The organism is Mesorhizobium sp. AA22 (genome assembly GCF_001672375.2).
Taxonomy (GTDB): Bacteria; Pseudomonadota; Alphaproteobacteria; order Rhizobiales; family Rhizobiaceae; genus Mesorhizobium; species Mesorhizobium wenxiniae.
Genome location: NZ_CP048406.1, coordinates 2,204,815 through 2,223,165, shown reverse-complemented (window position 1 = coordinate 2,223,165; position 18,351 = coordinate 2,204,815). Strand labels below are relative to the sequence as shown.

The 18,351-nt window shown below is 63.5% G+C and carries 19 protein-coding genes; 10 read left to right on the top strand and 9 right to left on the bottom strand.

From position 1 onward, the window contains the following. Positions 1-37: 37 nt before the first annotated feature. A complete protein-coding gene (locus tag A9K68_RS10910) occupies positions 38-406 on the bottom strand; it encodes a hypothetical protein (RefSeq protein WP_065011937.1) in 369 nt (122 codons plus the stop codon). An 89-nt stretch (positions 407-495) separates the two neighbouring features. Here A9K68_RS10910 and A9K68_RS10905 point away from each other — a divergent pair, with 89 nt between their 5' ends. Both A9K68_RS10905 and A9K68_RS31285 read left to right on the top strand, forming a co-directional pair. After that, positions 496-1,872, top strand: coding sequence for a winged helix-turn-helix domain-containing protein (locus A9K68_RS10905; RefSeq protein WP_065011936.1), 1,377 nt, complete (start codon positions 496-498; stop codon positions 1,870-1,872). Further along, positions 1,847-2,167 (top strand): hypothetical protein, encoded by a 321-nt coding sequence (locus A9K68_RS31285; protein WP_203546946.1) that lies wholly within the window; start codon positions 1,847-1,849, stop codon positions 2,165-2,167. The genes A9K68_RS10905 and A9K68_RS31285 overlap by 26 nt, the downstream gene beginning before the upstream one ends. A 229-nt stretch (positions 2,168-2,396) precedes the next feature. On the opposite strand, the gene A9K68_RS10895 is transcribed toward A9K68_RS31285, so the two are convergent. From A9K68_RS10895 to A9K68_RS10880, 4 genes are read right to left on the bottom strand one after another with little or no spacing between them, the layout of a single operon-like run. Beyond that, positions 2,397-2,711, bottom strand: coding sequence for a DUF6665 family protein (locus A9K68_RS10895; protein ID WP_029349917.1), 315 nt, complete (start codon positions 2,709-2,711; stop codon positions 2,397-2,399). 30 nt (positions 2,712-2,741) lie between these two features. After that, the gene (locus A9K68_RS10890; protein ID WP_065011934.1) at positions 2,742-4,625 is read right to left on the bottom strand and encodes an ABC transporter ATP-binding protein; all 1,884 of its coding nucleotides are present in this window, start codon (positions 4,623-4,625) and stop codon (positions 2,742-2,744) included. A gap of 10 nt (positions 4,626-4,635) precedes the next feature. After that, positions 4,636-6,510 carry an ABC transporter ATP-binding protein gene (locus A9K68_RS10885; protein WP_065011933.1) on the bottom strand — a complete coding sequence of 625 codons (1,875 nt, stop codon included), beginning with the start codon at positions 6,508-6,510 and terminating at the stop codon, positions 4,636-4,638. After that, positions 6,494-6,946 (bottom strand): hypothetical protein, encoded by a 453-nt coding sequence (locus A9K68_RS10880; protein ID WP_065012045.1) that lies wholly within the window; start codon positions 6,944-6,946, stop codon positions 6,494-6,496. Before A9K68_RS10880 ends, A9K68_RS10885 begins: the two co-directional genes overlap by 17 nt. A 416-nt stretch (positions 6,947-7,362) precedes the next feature. Between A9K68_RS10880 and A9K68_RS10875 the strand changes: the two genes are divergently transcribed. Continuing rightward, positions 7,363-7,821 carry a tRNA (cytidine(34)-2'-O)-methyltransferase gene (locus tag A9K68_RS10875; RefSeq protein ID WP_065011932.1) on the top strand — a complete coding sequence of 153 codons (459 nt, stop codon included), beginning with the start codon at positions 7,363-7,365 and terminating at the stop codon, positions 7,819-7,821. Positions 7,822-7,992: 171 nt separating this feature from the next. Continuing rightward, entirely contained in the window at positions 7,993-8,439 is a 447-nt protein-coding gene (gene soxR / locus A9K68_RS10870) for a redox-sensitive transcriptional activator SoxR (protein WP_065011931.1), read from the top strand. Here the strand turns inward: soxR and A9K68_RS10865 are convergent. Beyond that, on the bottom strand, positions 8,436-8,693 hold the full coding sequence (locus tag A9K68_RS10865) for a hypothetical protein (RefSeq protein ID WP_065011930.1): 258 nt from the start codon (positions 8,691-8,693) through the stop codon (positions 8,436-8,438). The genes soxR and A9K68_RS10865 overlap by 4 nt on opposite strands. A 107-nt stretch (positions 8,694-8,800) precedes the next feature. Here A9K68_RS10865 and hemF point away from each other — a divergent pair, with 107 nt between their 5' ends. The 3 genes from hemF to A9K68_RS10850 all read left to right on the top strand — a co-directional run bounded on the left by hemF (position 8,801) and on the right by A9K68_RS10850 (position 10,752). After that, the gene (hemF, locus tag A9K68_RS10860) at positions 8,801-9,715 is read left to right on the top strand and encodes an oxygen-dependent coproporphyrinogen oxidase (protein WP_065011929.1); all 915 of its coding nucleotides are present in this window, start codon (positions 8,801-8,803) and stop codon (positions 9,713-9,715) included. 246 nt (positions 9,716-9,961) lie between these two features. After that, positions 9,962-10,222 (top strand): DUF1344 domain-containing protein, encoded by a 261-nt coding sequence (locus A9K68_RS10855; RefSeq protein WP_029349900.1) that lies wholly within the window; start codon positions 9,962-9,964, stop codon positions 10,220-10,222. Positions 10,223-10,566: 344 nt separating this feature from the next. Continuing rightward, complete coding sequence (locus A9K68_RS10850) at positions 10,567-10,752, top strand: DUF1059 domain-containing protein (protein WP_029349897.1); 186 nt, start codon at positions 10,567-10,569, stop codon at positions 10,750-10,752. Positions 10,753-10,904: 152 nt separating this feature from the next. On the opposite strand, the gene A9K68_RS10845 is transcribed toward A9K68_RS10850, so the two are convergent. The 3 genes from A9K68_RS10845 to A9K68_RS10835 are packed head-to-tail and all read right to left on the bottom strand — an operon-like array spanning position 10,905 to position 13,462. Then, positions 10,905-12,173 (bottom strand): CCA tRNA nucleotidyltransferase, encoded by a 1,269-nt coding sequence (locus A9K68_RS10845; RefSeq protein WP_065011928.1) that lies wholly within the window; start codon positions 12,171-12,173, stop codon positions 10,905-10,907. After that, positions 12,170-12,802: a CoA pyrophosphatase gene (locus A9K68_RS10840; RefSeq protein WP_065011927.1), complete on the bottom strand. Its 633-nt coding sequence runs from the start codon at positions 12,800-12,802 to the stop codon at positions 12,170-12,172. Before A9K68_RS10840 ends, A9K68_RS10845 begins: the two co-directional genes overlap by 4 nt. Before the next feature lie 30 nt (positions 12,803-12,832). Then, positions 12,833-13,462, bottom strand: coding sequence for a DUF1285 domain-containing protein (locus tag A9K68_RS10835; RefSeq protein WP_065011926.1), 630 nt, complete (start codon positions 13,460-13,462; stop codon positions 12,833-12,835). A 146-nt stretch (positions 13,463-13,608) separates the two neighbouring features. Between A9K68_RS10835 and A9K68_RS10830 the strand changes: the two genes are divergently transcribed. Genes A9K68_RS10830 through A9K68_RS10820 form a run of 3 tightly spaced genes read left to right on the top strand, consistent with a single transcriptional unit; the run spans position 13,609 to position 18,349 of the window. After that, positions 13,609-14,613 (top strand): MoxR family ATPase, encoded by a 1,005-nt coding sequence (locus tag A9K68_RS10830; RefSeq protein WP_065011925.1) that lies wholly within the window; start codon positions 13,609-13,611, stop codon positions 14,611-14,613. Beyond that, positions 14,613-15,527: a DUF58 domain-containing protein gene (locus A9K68_RS10825; RefSeq protein WP_065011924.1), complete on the top strand. Its 915-nt coding sequence runs from the start codon at positions 14,613-14,615 to the stop codon at positions 15,525-15,527. The genes A9K68_RS10830 and A9K68_RS10825 overlap by 1 nt, the downstream gene beginning before the upstream one ends. Next, positions 15,524-18,349, top strand: coding sequence for a DUF4159 domain-containing protein (locus A9K68_RS10820; protein ID WP_065011923.1), 2,826 nt, complete (start codon positions 15,524-15,526; stop codon positions 18,347-18,349). Before A9K68_RS10825 ends, A9K68_RS10820 begins: the two co-directional genes overlap by 4 nt. Positions 18,350-18,351 lie beyond the last annotated feature (2 nt).

Below are 18,351 nucleotides of genomic sequence, written 5' to 3'. Positions count from 1 at the left end.
GTTGCGGTCCGAGCGTGAACAGCCACACTCTGCAAAATCACGGTTCCGATGCGTAGTCGCAGTAATGGAAGGTGGCGAGATAGCCGGGGAGTCCGCGCATGAACTCCTGCTGATGAGTCCAAGCTCTGCACTCGGCCATGGAGGTCATGGGTTTCACGTGGGAGAGCCTGATTAGCTTTCCCTGGTTGGTCAGATGAATTGTGACAGTGATAGCAGTGAACATCGCGCGGTCGTCCATCGACTTAAGGCTGGCGGCATAATAACCGCCGGAGTTGGGATGAACGTCGTCCGAGGCAACCTCGTTGACATGATCAGCACAGATTTTCGCGATGCGGGAATCCGCTTTTGCGGCCGTTTGCGCCGCCAAGAGAAGAGCGAGAGCGATGATGAGCTTGGTGCTTTTCATGTTTTCCTCCTTTCCAATCCGGTGCTGTTGGGATCAGTTGGAAGTGACGACCGAATTGGCTGCGCCAGGAAGCGCGCCAGAGAGGTGAAATGTCCCGAAAGACTCCTGAAATCGACCCGAAATCTGCTGAAGCGATCACGTTTGGCGGTTTTGTCTTCATGACAGAATGCGAACAGCTTCAAACGGTTGAAGGCAAAGCGGTTGACCTTCGCAGCCAGTCCGCTGAGGTGCTCTCCGCGCTCGCGGCGCGACCAGGCGAGATCGTGTCCAAGGATGCGCTGATGCAGGCGGTTTGGCCCGATACCTTCGTCACCGACGACAGCCTTACCCAATGCATTGCCGATATTCGCCGCGCGTTGGGGGATAACGAACACGTGATCGTGCAAACCCTCCCAAAGCGGGGCTACCGGCTGAATGCCGATCCATTGGACGCGGCGGACCCAAACGCTGCAGCCGGCACCGAACGAGCAACGACACGGTTCTCGCGGCGCGGCTTCGTTCTTGCAGCAGTCGTCCTCGTCGTGGCAGCGATCGGCGCATCCTACGACGCGAATATATGGCGAGCCACTCCAGTTCCTTCGAGCGACATGTCGAGGATCGCGGTGCTTCCCTTCGAGGACTTCAGCACCGGTGCGGACAAGGGATATCTCAGCGATGCCGTCGCCGAGGGGATTATCACCGAGCTGGCACGGAGCAAGACTTACACCGTCATCGCCCGGAACTCGAGCTTCAGGTATCGCGGCCAGCCGGTCGACGCCAGGCAGATTGGAGATGAACTCGGCGTCGACTACCTGCTCGAAGGCAGCCAGCAGAAAATCGGAGACCGGCTGAAGGTAACCGCCCAGTTGCTGAATGCGCATGACGGATCGCATGTCTGGGCCAACACCTACAACCAGGAGATTGGCGATCTTTTCGTCGTCCAGGAGAAGATCATCCGCACGCTCGCGGATCGGGTCGGGCGAAGGATCGAGCGACCCTTGCCACAGAGCGATGCCGCGCAGGTCAGCGCGCTCCGCTATGTCCTGATGGGGTTTGCCGAGAACGAAAAGGATAACTCCGCCGCGGGGAACGAGCTGCTACGGCAGTTCAGCCTCAAGGCGATCGAAGCGGATCCAAACGCCCAGTTCGGCTATATCGGGCTGGCCTTTTCCTATCGCAATGACGCGGTTTTCTGGCACAAGCAGGAAAAACCCCGACGAGGCGTTGAAGCGCGCCGCCGAATACGCCGACAAGGCCATTCTGCTCGCTCCGGACGATGCCAACGCACATTATGCCCGCGCCAAAATTCATACCGAAGCCGGAGAGATCGAGCAGGCCATTGCGCGGTACGATCAGGCGATCGCCCTCAATCCCAGCGCCTCGAATGTCCTCGCCGGCAGTACATCCCCGCTGCTCTTTGTCGGCCGAATCGACGAAGCTATCGACCGGATCAAGCAGGCGATGGGCATCGATCCTTTCCACCCTGATTGGTACCACTGGGACATGGGCTGGGCGCTCTGGGAAAAGAACGATTGCGAGGCCGCGCTGACGGCGATGCGGAAAATGTCCAGAATCCCGAGCGGCGCACACCGAATGCTTGCGGGGATCCACGCTTGTCTGGGAAACCAGCGGGAGGCAAAGGAAGCGCTTGCGGTTTTCCTCAAAGACTCGCCCGGCGACTCCATCAGCCAACAACGCAAGCAGTGGGAGAAGAATTACACCGCTCCCGGGAGCCTCGAGCGCTGGATCGGACACATGCGGTTCGCGGGCTTGCCGGAGTGACCGCGTATGCGGCCCGGCAGAAGACCGATTGGCCACTAAACCTTTGAAGTCTTAGGGCGTACAAGCGCTGATTGCGCTCAATGTAGGGTCATCCTTCGCAAGGAACATTGCGTGCGGGAAAGTCGGCAATCGGGCCGACTTTCGCCATAATGCGCTCGCACCCGAACTTCTGGAACGGGTCGAAATCGATATTTCGTCTTCGGTACCATCAGGTTTTCAACACTATTGTCTATTTCGCGCCGAGCCTGGCCAGCACGGCCTTGGGGATGTTGTATTCCCGGATCACTGCGTCGTGCTTGCGCAAGCCGCACAATTCGCGCTGGATGAAATAGCCGTGGACGGCCTCCGCCGCGTCCCTGAGCAGCCGGGCACGATGTTCGCCATCGTCGCCATGTTCACGCAACCTCGCCAGCGTTTCATCCACGCGGCGGCCGGCACGGCCGAGCGCCGCCGCCTTTTCGCCGAGAATTTCATGGCCGAGCAGGTCGAGCGCGCTCTCCTGCGCTCCCGACCGTCCGAAATTCGATGGCATTCGCACCGACATGCTCCACTCCGGTTTTGCTGAATCCTGGGCCTACTCCGCCGGCCGCGTCTCCTCCAGCACGCTCTCCTCGTTGAACAGGAAGCCGCCGGACTGCCGCTTCCACAGCCGCGCATAGAGCCCGTCGAGCGCGACCAGTTCGTCATGCGTGCCTTGTTCGACGATATGGCCGCCGTCGAGCACCACCAGGCGATCGAGTGCCGCGATGGTCGACAGCCGATGCGCGATGGCGATGACAGTCTTGTTCTCCATCAGCCTCGCCAGATTTTCCTGGATGGCCGCCTCGATGTCGGAATCGAGCGCCGACGTCGCCTCGTCGAGTATCAGGATCGGCGCGTCCTTGAGGAAGACGCGGGCGATCGCCACGCGCTGGCGCTGGCCGCCAGACAATTTCACGCCGCGCTCGCCGACAAAGGCCTCGTAGCCCTGGCGATCACGATTGTCGCGCAAATCGAGGATGAAGTCGTGCGCCTCGGCCTTCTTTGCGGCCGCGATCACCTCGGCGTCGGTTGCTTCGGGCATGCCGAGCTTGATGTTGTCGCGCAAGGAACGGTGGAAAAGTGCGGTATCCTGGCTGACGACGCCGATACTGGCGCGCAGCGAATTCTGCGTCACCTTGGCAACATCCTGCCCGTCGATGGTGATCTTTCCGCCCTCGAGGTCGTAGAGGCGCAGGATCAGATTGGCGAGCGTCGTCTTGCCGGCGCCGGATGGCCCGACAAGTCCGACCTTCTCGCCCGGCCGCACGACAAGGTCGATGCCGTTGAGCACGCCGAACCCCTTGCCGTAGTGGAACTCGACCTTCTTCACGTCGATGCGGCCGCCGACCACGACAAGCTCCCTGGCGTCGGGCGCGTCGGTCAGCCCGAGCGGCTGCGAGATCAACGCCTTGGAGTTTTCCAGCACGCCGAGATTCCGCAGGATGACGTTGAGCTGCATCATCAGTCGGCCGAGCAGCATGTTGAGCCGCAACACCAGCGACAGCGTGAAGGCGACGGCGCCGACTGAGATCGAGCCTTCGACCCAGAGATAGACGGCAAAACAGGCGATCGCGGTGATCATGACACCCGACAGCGTCGTCAGCGCCATGCGCACGCCGGTCAGCCTGCGGGTGAACGGGCGTAGCGCCTCGAGATAAATATCGAAGCCGCTCCTGATGTAGCGGTCATCGCCGTCGGCCGAGAACAGCTTCAGCGTCTGCACGTTCGAATAGGAATCGACGATGCGGCCGGTGATCATCGAACCAGCCTCGGCGGTTGCCTCGGCGTGTTTGCGGATCGCCGGCAGATGGCGCTTGGCCAGCCAGCCGAAGGCGGTGATCCAGATCACCACCAGCACCGCCAGCCGCAAGTCGAGGCCGGCGACCAGCACCAGCGTCGTCACCGTATAGACGACCATGAACCAGACGACCGCGATGAAGCTTTCCATCAAATCGCCGGTCGCCTGGCCCGCCTGCCAGACCTTGGTCGCGATGCGGCCGGCGAAATCGTTCTGGAAGAAGGCATAGGACTGGCGCGAGACATGACGGTGCGCCTGCCAGCGCACCAGATTGTAGAAGCCGGGGGTGATGGTCTGCTCGTCGACCAGCGCCGCCAGGCCGACGACGATGGTGCGGACGACCAGCACCACGGCGGCCATGAAGACAAGTTCGGGACCGGCGGCAGTCCACAGCGCATCCCAGCTGCGCTCGCCGGGGAGCTGGTCGAGAATGTCGACCAGCCTCCCGACGAAGTAGAACAGTCCAGCCTCGACCAGCGGCGCGATACCGCCGATGACCAGCATGGCGAAGAAGGCGACCTTCGCCTGGCCGACATAGTGCCAGAGGAAACCCCTGACGCTGACCGGTGGCCGAAGCCCCGCGGGCTCCCTGAACGGATAGACCCAGTTCTCGAACCAGCGATAGACGGCAATCATCATTCTGCTGCCATCATTCTGCTGCTTGACCCCTAGCGATGGCATCGTTGGCGGCGGCACCGTCGTCGAGCAGGAAGCCGCCCGATTGGCGCTGCCAAAGCTGCGCGTAGAGCCCGCCGCTGGCGACGAGTTGCTCATGTGAACCTTCCTCGATGATGCGGCCCTTGTCCATGACGACGAGCCGGTCCATCGCCGCGATGGTCGAGAGCCGGTGCGCGATGGCGATGACGGTCTTGCCCTGCATGAGCTTGTAGAGGTTGTCCTGGATGGCGGCCTCAGCCTCGGAATCGAGCGCAGACGTAGCTTCATCGAGAATGAGGATCGGCGCGTCCTTCAGCATAACGCGGGCAATGGCAATGCGTTGCCGCTGGCCACCGGACAATTTGACGCCGCGATCGCCGACATGCGCATCGAAACCCGTGCGGCCACTGGCGTCCGAAAGCCTTGATATGAAATCAAGTGCCTCGGCGCGGCGTGCTGCCTCGACCAGCATCTCGTTGCTGGCGTCCGGCCGGCCATAAAGGATGTTCTCGCGCACCGAACGATGCAGCAGCGAGGTGTCCTGCGTGACCATGGCGATCTGAGCGCGCAGCGAATCCTGCGTCACCGCCGCGATTTCCTGGCCATCGATCAGGATCTTGCCGTTTTCAAGGTCGTAGAAGCGCAAGAGAAGGTTGACCAGCGTCGACTTGCCGGCGCCCGAGCGGCCGACGATGCCGACCTTTTCGCCCGGCTTCACCGTCAGCGACAGCCTTTCGATCATGCCTTTCTGCTTGCCGTAGTGGAAGCGGATGTCCTCGAAACGGATCTCGCCCTTGGCCACGACAATGTCCTTGGCGCCAGGCCTGTCTTCGACGACGCGCGGCAGCGAGATCGAGCTGATGCCGTCTTGCACCGTGCCGATATTCTCAAACAGGGTGGACATCTCCCACATGATCCATTGCGACATGCCCCAGAGCCGGAGAACGAGGCCGATAACCAGGGCGACAGCGCCGATCGTCACTACCTGGCCGAGCCACAGCCACAGCGAGATCGCGGTGACCGAAAACAACAGCAGTGAGTTCAGGACGTAAAGCAGGCCGTAGAGCTGCGTCACCAGCCGCATCGACCGGTAGACCGTATCGAGAAAGCCGGCCATGCCTTCCCGGGCGAAGGACGCCTCGCGCCGCGCATGCGAGAACAGCTTTACCGTCTGGATGTTGGAGTAGCTGTCGACGACGCGGCCGGTCATGGTCGAACGCGCGTTGGCCTGCTCCTCGCCGACCTTGCCCAATCGCGGGATGAAATAGCGCAGGAGCAAGACATAGCCGGCAAGCCAGACGGCAAGCGGTGCCGCCAGCCGCCAGTCGGCCGAGCCGACAATGAACAGCATGCCGAGGAAATAGACCACGACATAATTGAGCACGTCGATGAGTTTGATGACGCATTCGCGCACGGCGAGCGCCGTCTGCATCAACTTGGTCGCGATGCGTCCGGCGAACTCGTCCTGATAGAAGGCCATCGACTGCTTGAGCAGGTAGCGATGCACCTGCCAGCGGATACGCATCGGATAGTTGCCCATCAGCGTCTGCTGGTTGAGGAGCGCATGGAACCAGACCGTCGCCGGCAGCGCGAAAACCACGATGAAAGCCATGCCGGCGAGCTTCCAGCCCTCGGTCTGCAGGAATGTCTCGCGATTCTGCGCCGACAGCCAGTCGACGATCCGGCCCATGAAGCCGAACATCCACACCTCGGCAAGGGCGATAGCGGTCACCAGCATCGCATCGATCGCGATGTAGGGCCAGGCGCCGCGCGTATAGTGGACGCAGAAGGCGATCAGCGTCTTCGGCGGCTCGACCGGCTCCTCGGCAGGGAACGGATCGAGCCTTGTTTCAAACCAGCGGAACATTGTCTTGGTACTCATGTGCTTGTTTTCGCTCACGCGGCGCGGAGCGCGTGGCATCCTTGGAGCGCGTAGCGTCAAATACCGGCTTGCCGGAATCACCCGAGCCGCCGGTCCTGCTTCGCGCAATATAGGATGTCGCGGGCTTTTCGCCGACAGGCTCGTTTGACGATCCTGACAGCGCTGTGTCGACGACCCGGAGTGTCGCGACGGTCTCTGCGCCAGGCCGGATCAGCCTGATGATCCGGCGCAGCAGCGACGGCCGGCTGCGGTCGGGAACCGCGCGCGAGAAATCGACGTCCGGCAGCATGCCGCGATGCGGGCGCCGGCGGGTCTCGGCGTGAGCCGCAGACGAATAGGTTTCGCCGATCAAAAGCGCCCAGGTCGCCATCCTGCGCTCGTGCAGGTTTCTCGAGCCGGGAATCTTGCAGGGATCGAACATCGGTCCGTCCTCCATGTGAAAATACGGAAAAAAGTCAGGCCTGTTCGCGGGCGAATGGCCGGCGAAAGGCGGGGATTGAACAGAGGCGTGTTCAGGTGGGGCGTTCAGCCCCTTCGACAGCTTGAAAAACATCGCAGGATTCCTTCGAAGGCCGAAAAAGGTTTCGGCTAAGAATCGGTGCGATCGAAGTCTAAAGCGTCAGGAGAATCGTCGTACCGAAACCGCCGGCAGGCTGGCAAGCCCACAAGAGGGGCGCTGGATGTACATGATCATCATGAATTACCCCTCCATCGGTTCGGTTTGACAATGCCCGGCGTATAGCCGACTTCGCACAAAATGACCACCCGCCAGTCCAGCAATTTCCAAAACCGCGAACCTGCTGTGGCCGATCTGCCACTTATTAGAAGGATCCGGAAATGAACAACCGTCTCCGCATCGCGCTCTACCAGCCGGATATCGCCGGCAACACCGGGACAGTCCTGCGCTTCGCGGCTTGCCTCGGTCTCGGAGTCGACATCATCGAACCGGCCGGCTTCCCGCTCTCCGACCGGGCGCTGAAACGGGCCGGCATGGACTATCTCGAAATGGCGGCGCTGACCCGGCATGTCGACTGGCACGCCTTCGAGAACTGGCGCAGAGGCGAAGCACGGCGGCTGGTGCTTCTGTCGACGAGAGCTGCGACCGCTTATACCGATTTCGCCTTCGCCGATGCCGACATTCTTTTGTTCGGCCGTGAATCCGCAGGCGTGCCGGATCCTGTCCACAAGGCGGCGGATGCGCGATTGATCATCCCGATGCAGCCCGACGCGCGCAGCATCAACGTCGCGCTTTCGGTCGCCATGGTGGCCGGCGAAGCGATCCGGCAGCTCGGATAGCATTTGCAGACCCTCAGTGGGCGCAGCGAACACGGCCGCTTTCTGGCCGACGACTGCACCGTCTCTTGTCATTCTCACCCAGGCGCACATCGCCTTCTCCTGCGGCTTGCATATCAAGGGTTTCTTCGTTACAAGCTCAACTTAACTTGAGGTCAAGCAGAAAATCCCAAGATGGCTGCAGCAACGGAATTGACAGTCGGACAAGTGGCAATGCGAAGCGGGGTGGCGGTGTCGGCGCTGCATTTCTACGAGGCGCGCGGCCTGATCCGCAGTCACCGCACATCAGGCAACCAGCGGCGCTACGGCCGCGACGTGCTGCGGCGTGTGGCGATCATCAGGATCGCGCAGGAGGTCGGCATCTCGCTGGCCGAGATCGGTGCTGCGCTTGAATCGCTGCCTGAAGGCCGCACGCCGACGCGCGAGGACTGGAATCTGCTTTCAACGGCCTGGCGCGACCAGCTCGATCGCAAGATTGCCCAGCTGAAGAAGCTGCGCGACGGGCTGACCGACTGCATCGGCTGCGGCTGCATGTCGATCGACAAGTGCCCGCTGCGGAACAAAGAAGACCGATTGAGCGCCCAAGGCCCAGGAGCAAGGCGGTTGTTGGTCGCTCGTTAATCTGCCGCCGGCAATCGCCTGATGGTGAACTCGATGACGTCGCCCGGCCGCTCGAACCAGCTTTCGATCTCGGTCCAGTAGGCCTGCTTGGGAAAGCGCTCGAACCACTCCTTCGCCTTAAGCCGCGCATCGGAGCGCGGCAGGACGAAGGTCTCGCGCAGGAACCCGTCGCGTGGCATGCGCTCGCGCTGGGCGCGCGAACGGTCGAGCCTCTTCTTCAGGTCATCCAGCGGCGGTCTTGCCGGGGTGCGCACGAAAGAACTCCATTCACACTTGACCCTTGCACCTAAGAGATTAGGGATCGCGGCCGGAAAAGACGAGTCATTTGTCGGGGTACGCGCCCCACAGCCGGAGACAGCATTTGCAACGACCCGAAATACCGGCGGGGCTGCCGGCCGACATCGAACAGAAGAAGATGAAGGCGCGGCTGTGGTTCGAGACGTTGCGCGAGCGCATCTGCGCCGCCTTCGAGCAGATCGAGCAGGACCTGCAGGGGCCGCAGGCCTCATGGTCGCCCGGCCGCTTCGAAAGGACGCCGTGGGAGCGCGACGCCGGCAAGGGCGGCGGCGGCACCATGTCGATGATGCGTGGCCGCGTTTTCGAGAAGGTCGGCGTCCACACCTCCACCGTCTATGGCGAGTTCTCGCCGGAGTTCAGGAAGCAGATGCCGGGCGCCGAGGAAGACCCAGGCTTCTGGGCGAGTGGCATTTCGCTGATCGCCCATCCGTGGAACCCCAACGTGCCGGCGGTGCACATGAACACGCGTATGGTCGTCACCTCGCGCCAGTGGTTCGGCGGCGGCGCCGACCTGACGCCGGTGCTCGACCGTCGCCGCACCCAGGACGACCCGGACACGGTTGCCTTCCACAGGGCCATGCGATTCGCCTGCGAGAAGCACGCTGGCGTCGCCGACCACGCAAAATTCAAGGCCTGGTGCGACGAGTATTTCTATCTGCCGCACCGCGACGAACCGCGCGGCACCGGCGGCATCTTCTTCGATTGGCTGCATTCGGGTGAGGACAAAGGCGGCTGGAACGCCGATTTCAACTTCGTCCAGGATGTCGGGCGATCTTTTCTCGTCGTCTACGGACATCTGGTGCGGGCCAATTTCAACGACAACTGGACCGACGGCGACCGTGAAGAACAGCTCATTCGCCGCGGCCGCTATGTCGAATTCAACTTGCTTCACGATCGCGGCACTATCTTCGGACTGAGGACCGGTGGCAACGTGGCCTCGATCCTGTCCAGCCTGCCGCCGGAAGTGAAATGGCCGTAAAATCTCGGTGAGTTGGACGTGAGCCGCAATCAGGTCCAAATCGTTTGATTTTGGCGGCGAATGTGGCGCGCAGAATATCTTTTTCGTCTAATATCCAATTGAAAAAGCAAGACTATTTTTCGTTCCGGGCCGGGAAACGCCGGCGGTTCATCCTCCCCTAGAACCGCGACCGACGCGACCGGACGGCCCATGATTGAGCGGGGCACCTTCCCAAAATGGTGCCCTCATTTTCCAGGAGAGCATGCCATGCGCAAGCTTATTATGTCGGTTGCGGCTGCTGCCGTTCTTGCCTCTGGTGGCGCTGCCTTCGCAGCGGTCAAGCACACCACGGGCACGGTCAAAACTTATGATGGAACAACCATGAGCCTTGTTCTGGATGACGGATCTGCCTTTACGCTGCCCAAGGCCTTCAAGAACCCTGGCCTGAAGGCCGGCGAAAAGGTCCGCGTTTCGTGGGACATGAGCGGCAAGCACAAAATTGCCGAGGCAGTCAGGATCGTGAAGTGATCGCCTGCTCGCTGGAGCAAGACGAGGTCTTGCCGCCGGGGTAGCGTAAGAGGGCGGAGCAGCGCTGCTCCGCCCTTTCGGTTTCTCGCGCATGACCCCGAAAACTGCTTCCGGTTTTCGGAAGGATCATGCGCAGATGACAAAACGTTGGAGCGTCCTTTCCGGGTCCACCGGACGCGCGGCGCTCTAACGTAACCAAAACCATTCGATCGTGTTATGCTGGCTCGGCCAGCGCATGACCCGAATGCCGATTCCGGTTCGCCAGGGATCATGCGTCGATCAAGGTGTGGAGCTTCCGTGTCAGAGCAGATGCGGCGCTCCGAGGAGGAAAAAGGGAGAATCCGATGAAGGAATTCCACTGCGGCTCGCTCGTTCCGGGTTGTGACTGGCATACGCGCGCCGACGAGGAAGCCGAGATCATGCGTCGTGCGGTCGAGCACATGCGTGAGACGCATGGCGAGACGATCATCCGCGAGACGATGATCGAAGCCATCCGTTCGCGCATCGAAAAGCCCCGCGACGCGGCCTGACTATGCCTAAGAGACTGTTTCGAAATTCGCTCTGGCGAGTGATATGGTGGTGGTTTCGAGAACCGGAGCGCAGCGGACATTTGGGTCCGTGAGTACCGGAAGCGCAGAAAACGCCATCAGATGGCCGCCAGAGTAGAGTTTCCAAACGTTTTCTAACTTTCGAGTGCTTCTGCGGCGCGCTCGAGAAGTGCGCCGCGATCCAGCGCAAAGCCAGACTCGACCCACTCGTTTTCGAGGTTTTTCAAGGTTGCGCCGAGTTTCGGTCCGGGCGACGCGCCAAGCGTCGTCAGATCGGCGCCCTTGAGCGGAAAGTCAGGCTTTTTCCATTTTCCGGCGAAGGCGAGCAGGCGCGAGAAGCCGCCGGCTTCGAGCAGCGCGTCATTGTCCTCGACGGCGCGGCCTCGAGCGGAAGCGAGCGACAGCCGCAAGCGATCGACAAGGCCCTGATGATCGCCACGATAGAGCCGTTTTGCGAGTTCCGCTTCGGTCGTCTTCGGCTCGACAGGCGCTGTCAGCGCCCACTGCCTGAGACGGCCGGCATCGCTGACGGAGAATCTCAGCCGCTCGGCGAGCGTCTTCAGCCGCGCGGCGTCCGGCGGCACGATCGCTTCCAGCCTGAGCAGCGGGTCCGGCGTCCAGCCTAGATCCTTCTCGGCCCTGGTCAGCGCATGGATCGCATCGATGCCCCATTTCTCGGTCTCCGGCAGAACGCTGGTGAGCACGCTGGCCTGGCGCATCCACAGCAAGGCGCGCGATGGATCGGGGGCCGACAGCAGCTTCTTCAGCTCGGACCAGACGCGCTCGACCGAGAGTTGGCCAAGCCCCTCCTTGAGCCGGGCGCAGGCCTTCAGCCCTTCGGCATCCGGCCGGCCGTCGCCATACCAGGCGAAGAAGCGGAAAAAGCGCAGGATGCGTAGATAATCCTCGCGGATGCGCGCCTCCGGATCGCCGATGAAACGCAGCCGGCGCGCCTCGATGTCGGCGACGCCGCCGACCAGGTCAACGATCGTCCCGTCGGCCTCGGCATAGAGCGCGTTGATGGTGAAATCGCGCCGTTCCGCGTCGGCCTTCCAGTCGCGTCCGAACGACACCTTGGCCCTCCGTCCGTCGGTCTCGATGTCGGCGCGCAGCGTAGTCACCTCGAACGGCTTCCCGCCGGCGACAATCGTGATGGTGCCGTGCTCGATGCCGGTCGGCACGGCCTTGAAGCCCGCCGCCTCGGCGCGGCGGATGGTTTCATCAGGCACGGTCGTGGTGGCAATATCGACGTCGGCGACCGGCTGGCCAATCAGCGCATTGCGCACCGCGCCGCCGGCGACACGCGCCTCCTCGCCGCCATCCGCCAGCGCCGCCAGCAGGCGCTGCAGGTGCTTTTCGCCGAGCCAGTCGGCTTTGCCCGCGAGCGACACCCGGCCGCTCACGTATAGAGCCTTTCATAGAGCGTGCGGATGATGCCGGCTGTGACGCCCCAGATGCGTTGTCCGTCATAGGGCATCTCGTAAAAGACCCATTCGAGGTCGTTCCACATGCGGCTTTCGCGGCCGTGGTTGGCGGGGTCCATAAGGAAGCGCAGCGGCACTTCGAAGGCGGCGTCGACCTCCTCGGAATTCAGCGTCAGTGAAAAATCCGGCCGCACTATTCCCAGCACCGGGGCGATGCGGTAGCCGCTGCCGGAGACGTAATCAGGCATGCGGCCGATGATCTCGACCCGGTCCTGGCAGAGCCCGATCTCCTCGAATGTCTCGCGCAATGCCGCCGCCTCCGGGCTCGGATCGGTTGGATCGATCGTGCCGCCCGGAAAGGCCACCTGCCCCGAATGGTTTCGCAGCTTTTCCGCCCGTTTGGTCAGCAGAACCGTGGCATCGCGACCGTGATCGACCACCGGGATCAGCACGGCGGCATCGCGCAGCGCCTTTGCGAGCTTCAAACGCGGATGGCCGGGGTTGAAGCGATGGTCGCCATAATCGTCGGCGGCATGCGCCAGCGGCTGCGCCGCGACGCGGGCGCGAAAATCCTCGGCCGAAAACGGCCCCCGCGTCACTTGGTCCATAGCGTCACCTGGTCCACCATACGCTGCCGATCATGCACTCAGCCGCTGCAGTTTTTCCGCGGGCATTATCGGATAGACCGCGCCCTTCGAGCGGACGGCAAACATCCTTCTGCCGCCGACATCGATCTCTTCGCCATGCTCGACCAGTTCGTACATGACCGGCCGCGCCACCAGCGCTTCCAGCCGTCCGCGCACCAGCACATAGGGTTTCAGGCCACCGGTCGCGTCTTCATCGACGAAGCGTAGCGGATGGTCCGGTCCGGCCTCGACCACGTCGCCGACATTGGTGCGGAAAGTGATGACTTGGCTATCGCCGCTGCCGGAAACGTCCATCTCGACGGCGATGAAGGGCGCGTCGACGACGCGGATGCCGACCCTTTCCACCGGTGTTACAAGATAGGTCGTGCCGTCTTCGTCCTTGCGCAGCACGGAGGAAAACAGCTGCACCAACGGCATGCGGCCGATCGGCGTGCCCTGATAGAACCAGGTGCCGTCCTCTCTGATCTCCATGTCGAGATCGCCGCAAAAGGCCGGATTCCAGCGCTCAACGGGCGCCGGCCCCTTGCCCGCGCGGGCGGCACGCGAGATCAGTGCCTCCAGTCCGCACGCCTCGGTGGCGGCCGTCAGGCTCTCTTCACGATCGTCGGCGCGTTCTGTCATGGTCACGAAATAGTCACTGTTGTTCCGCTTGTCAGCCTAAGCCAGTGATTTAAGTTCAAAGACAGGCGCCATGCGAGGCCGAATCGCGGCACTCTGCAGCGTCGAAGGTGCAAGCCGGTATCTCCAACGAGAAGGATCGATGCTGCATGAGCGTGATGATCAAGGAAAGCCCGGTCAGCGAAAAGGACATGATCGCCCAGGCCGAGACGGCGCTGGCCGACATTTCCAGGGTTCGCGATGGCGTCGGCCGCGTCATCTTCGGCCAGGAAAGCGTCGTCGAACGCACGCTTGTGGCGCTGCTCGCCGGCGGCCATGCGTTGCTGGTCGGCGTGCCCGGCCTCGCCAAGACCAAGTTGGTCGAGACGCTGGGCATCGTGCTCGGCCTCGATTCCCGCCGCATCCAGTTCACGCCTGACCTGATGCCGTCCGACATTCTCGGCTCCGAGGTGATGGAGCAGGACGAATTCGGCAAGCGTTCCTTCCGCTTCATCTCCGGGCCGATCTTCGCGCAGCTGCTGATGGCCGACGAGATCAACCGCGCCTCACCCCGCACCCAGTCGGCGCTGCTGCAGTCGATGCAGGAATACCACGTCACCATTGCCGGTGTCCGCCACGACCTGCCGGCGCCCTTCCACGTACTGGCGACGCAGAACCCGTTGGAGCAGGAAGGCACCTATCCGCTGCCCGAGGCACAGCTTGACCGCTTCCTCATGCAGGTCGACATCCTCTATCCGGAAATCGAGGCGGAGCGCCGCATTCTTCTGGAAACCACAGGCATCGAGGACGCCAAGGCGCAGAACGTACTGGAGCCGGCGCGGCTGAAAGAGATCCAGACCCTCATTCGCCGCATGCCGGTGCCGGAAAGCGTCGTCGAGGCGATCCTCCAACTGGTGCGCTCGGCACGCCCCGGCCAGGGCAATGCCGAGACCGACAAGCACGTCGCCTGGGGGCCAGGCCCGCGCGCCAGTCAGGCGTTGACACTGTGCGCCCGCGCCCGCGCCCTCTATGACGGACGGCTGGCGCCGTCGATCGACGATATCAGAGCGCTGGCCGAGCCTGTGCTGCAGCACCGCATGGCGCTGACCTTTGCCGCCCGTGCCGAGGGCACGACCGTGCGCGACGTGGTGGCGAAACTGGCAAAAGGCATCTGATGGCGCGTATAGGCGAGGCCCAGGCACCGGCGGCGACGCGTGACGCGCTCGCCCGCGGTCGGTTGCGGGCGTCGCTGGTGCCGGACCTGCTGGTCGAAGCACGCCGCATCGTCAACACCGTGATCGCCGGCTGGCACGGCCGCCGCAAGCGGGGCATCGGCGAGAATTTCTGGCAGTTCCGGCCCTATGTAGAAGGCGATTCTTCGCGCGTCGACTGGCGCCGCTCGGCCCGCGACGACCACGTCTATGTGCGCGACCGCGAATGGGAGGCCGCCCATACGGTGTGGCTGTGGGCAGACCCCTCGCCTTCCATGCTCTACAAATCGACCGGCGCCACCGTCTCGAAGGAATCCCGCGCGCTGGTGCTGGCGCTGGCCATGGCAGAGCTTCTGTCGCGCAGCGGCGAACGCATCGCCTGGCCCGGACTGACCGATCCGTTCACCGCCCGCAACGGCGCCGAGCGCATCGCAGCACAACTCACCCATGCCGGCGAATTGCCGGCAAAGCCCGACCTGTCCGCCATCCGCCGCTTCTGCGACATCGTCATCGTTAGCGACTTCCTCGATCCGGTCGAGGACACCATCGCCTGGCTCGACGTGCTCGCCCGCCACGGCGTGCGTGCCCATCTGATCGAGGTCGCCGACCCCGCCGAGGAGAGATTCCCCTATGTCGGCCGCACCGAGTTCACCGATCCCGAGACCGGCGACAAGCTGACCGCCGGCCGCGCCGAAACGCTGGGCGATGATTACCGACTGCTTTACATCGCCCGCCGCCAGGAGCTGACCGACTGGTGCAAGCGGCTCGGCTGGAGCTTCACCGTCAACCACACCGACCGTCTCGCCTCCGATGCGCTGGTGCGTGTCCACATGGCGATGACCGTCGATGGCAGCTCAGCCGGGAGAATCCGCGCATGAGTTGGTTGCCGCTCTCCTTCGGGGCGCCGATGGTGCTGTGGGGCCTTCTTGCACTGCCGGTGATCTGGTGGCTTTTGCGGTTCACCCCGCCCAAACCGCAGACCGAGGTCTTCCCGCCGCTGAAGATCCTGGCCCGGGTGCTGAAGCGCGAGGAGACGCCGCAACAGAGCCCGTGGTGGCTGACGCTGCTCAGGCTGCTGATGGTGGCTCTTATCGTTACGGCGCTGGCCGAACCCGTCTTCAACCCGCGTGAAAGACTGCCGGCCGAGGGTGCCGCTCTTGCGCTGGTCATCGACAATGACTGGGCAAGTGCCGCCGACTGGGGCCAGCGCGTCGCCACTGCCGAACGGCTGATCACCGATGCCAGCTCCAACGACGTGCCCGTCATCATCGCCTTCACCGCCGAGAAGCCGAACGCCGAGATCGGTCCCTTCGACGCCGCCACCGCGCTCGACCGGCTGCGCGCGGCAAAGCCGCGGCCGATCCCGACCGACCGCCCTGCTGTCTACGCCCGCGTCGCGGCAACCCTGGAGACCTTGCCGGGCGCCAGTGTCGCGGTGCTCGCCGACGGTCTGGCGGCGGAAGGCGACGAGGCCGCCTTCAACATGCTTTTGTCGAAGAACGCCGCCCGTGTCGTCTGGGCCGCCTCCGACCGGCCTAGCTTGATCGGCCTGACCGGCGCCGACAACCAGGTGGACGGCTTCGAGCTGACCGCCATCCGCGCGCCGGGCGATCCGACCCCGGCTCAGGTGACCGCCGGCGCCTTTGACGACAAGGGCCGCCGCATCGCTGACGCCACGCTGACCTTCTCGCCGGGCGAATCCACCGCCACCGGCACGATGGCGGTGCCGTTCGAACTGCGCAACGACTTCGCCTCGATTGCGCTCGACGGCCAGCGGCAGGCCGGCGCCGTCCGCGTGCTCGATGAGAATTCCAAGCGCCGTCGCGTCGGACTGCTGTCGCAGGCCGAAGCCGACCAGGCGCAGCCGCTTTTGTCGCCGCTGTACTACATCCGCCGCGCGCTGCAGCCCTTCGCCGATCTGACTGAGCCGTCGAGCGCCGACCTTGCAGACGCCATCCCGCAGCTCCTCGACCAGAAGCCGGCGATGATTGTCATGGCCGATGTCGGCACCATTCCGGAGCAGGTGCGGCAGAGGCTGGTCGACTGGGTCGACAATGGCGGCACGCTGGTGCGGTTCGCCGGCTCGCGGCTGGTGGCCGCCGGCAATGACGACGACCTGCTGCCGGTCAGGCTGCGTACCGGCGAGCGTTCGCTCGGCGGCGCGCTGTCATGGACGACGCCGCAGCCGGTCACCGACTTCCCGAAGACCGGTCCCTTCTCCGACCTCGCTCCGCCCGCCGAAGTCACCGTCACTAGGCAGGTGCTGGCCGAGCCGACGCCCGACATCGTCGAGCGCACCTGGGCCACGCTTGCCGACGGCACGCCGCTGGTGACCGGGATGAAGAAGGGCAAGGGCACGCTCGTCCTGTTCCATGTCACGCCAGAGGCGACCTGGTCGAACCTGCCGATCTCCGGCAGCTTCGTCGAGATGCTGCGCCGCATCGTGCAACTGTCACGCAATCAGGGTGCAGCGGTCGCCAATGCCGAAGCCGCCGCCACCTCGCTGGCGCCATACCGCATGATATCAGCCGACGGCACGCTGGTGCCGCCGACGCCGGATGCACGGCCGCTGGTGCCGGGCGCCGGCCCGCTGCCGGTGACGTTCGAGAACCCGCCTGGTCTCTACGGCTCCGAAACCGGCGTCCTCGCCCACAATCTGCTCAATGCTGAAAGCAGATTTGCACCGCTGGTCCGTCCTCAGATCACCGTGCCGATCACCACCATCCAGTACGCCTTCGACGAATCGCACAATTTGAAGGGCCCGCTGGTGGCGACAGCCCTTTTGCTGATGGTGCTCGACACGCTGGCCGTGTTCTGGATGGGCGGCCTGTTCTCGCGCCGGCCGCGCCGCGCCGGCACGGCTGCTGCAACCACAGCCGCTCTGCTGATGGCGCTCGGCGCGCTGGTCGGCCACACCGACATCGCCCGCGCCGACGATTCCAAACCTGGCGACGAGCGGGCGATCGAGGACATTTCGAAGACCCGGATCGCCTATGTGCAGACCGGCGAACGGAGCGTCGATTCGATCAGCCAAGCCGGGCTGGAGGGCCTGACCCGCTTCCTGATCGAGAAGACCGCGCTCGAGCCGGGGGCGCCGGCGAGCGTCGATATCTCGAAGGACCAGCTGTCCTTCTATCCCCTGATTTACTGGCCGATCGACCCTGCCGCACCGATGCCGAGCCAGGCCGCGATCGGCCGCGTCGACGCCTATATGCAGCAGGGCGGCACGGTGCTGTTCGACACGCGCGACCAGTTCGCCACCGGCATCGGCGCGGATTCGGCTAGTCCGGCGACCGAGCGGCTGCGCGACATCCTCGGCAATCTCAACGTGCCGCCGCTGGAACCGGTGCCGTCGGATCATGTACTGACGAAATCCTTCTATATCCTGCCTGAGTTTCCCGGACGATTCGCCGGCGGCCCGCTCTGGGTCGCGGCGTCGCTCGAAGCCACCAACACCGAGAACCGCCCGGTGCGCACGGGCGACGGCGTCTCGCCGATCATGATCACCGCCAATGATTTCGCCGGCGCCTGGGCGGTCGACGAGAATGGCGACCCGCTTTTGCCGACCGTGCCGTCAGACCCGATGCAGCGCATTTATGCGCTACGCGCCGGCGTCAACATCATGATGTACATGCTGACCGGCAACTATAAATCCGATCAGGTGCACGTGCCGGTGCTGCTCGAACGGCTGGGGCAGTAAGC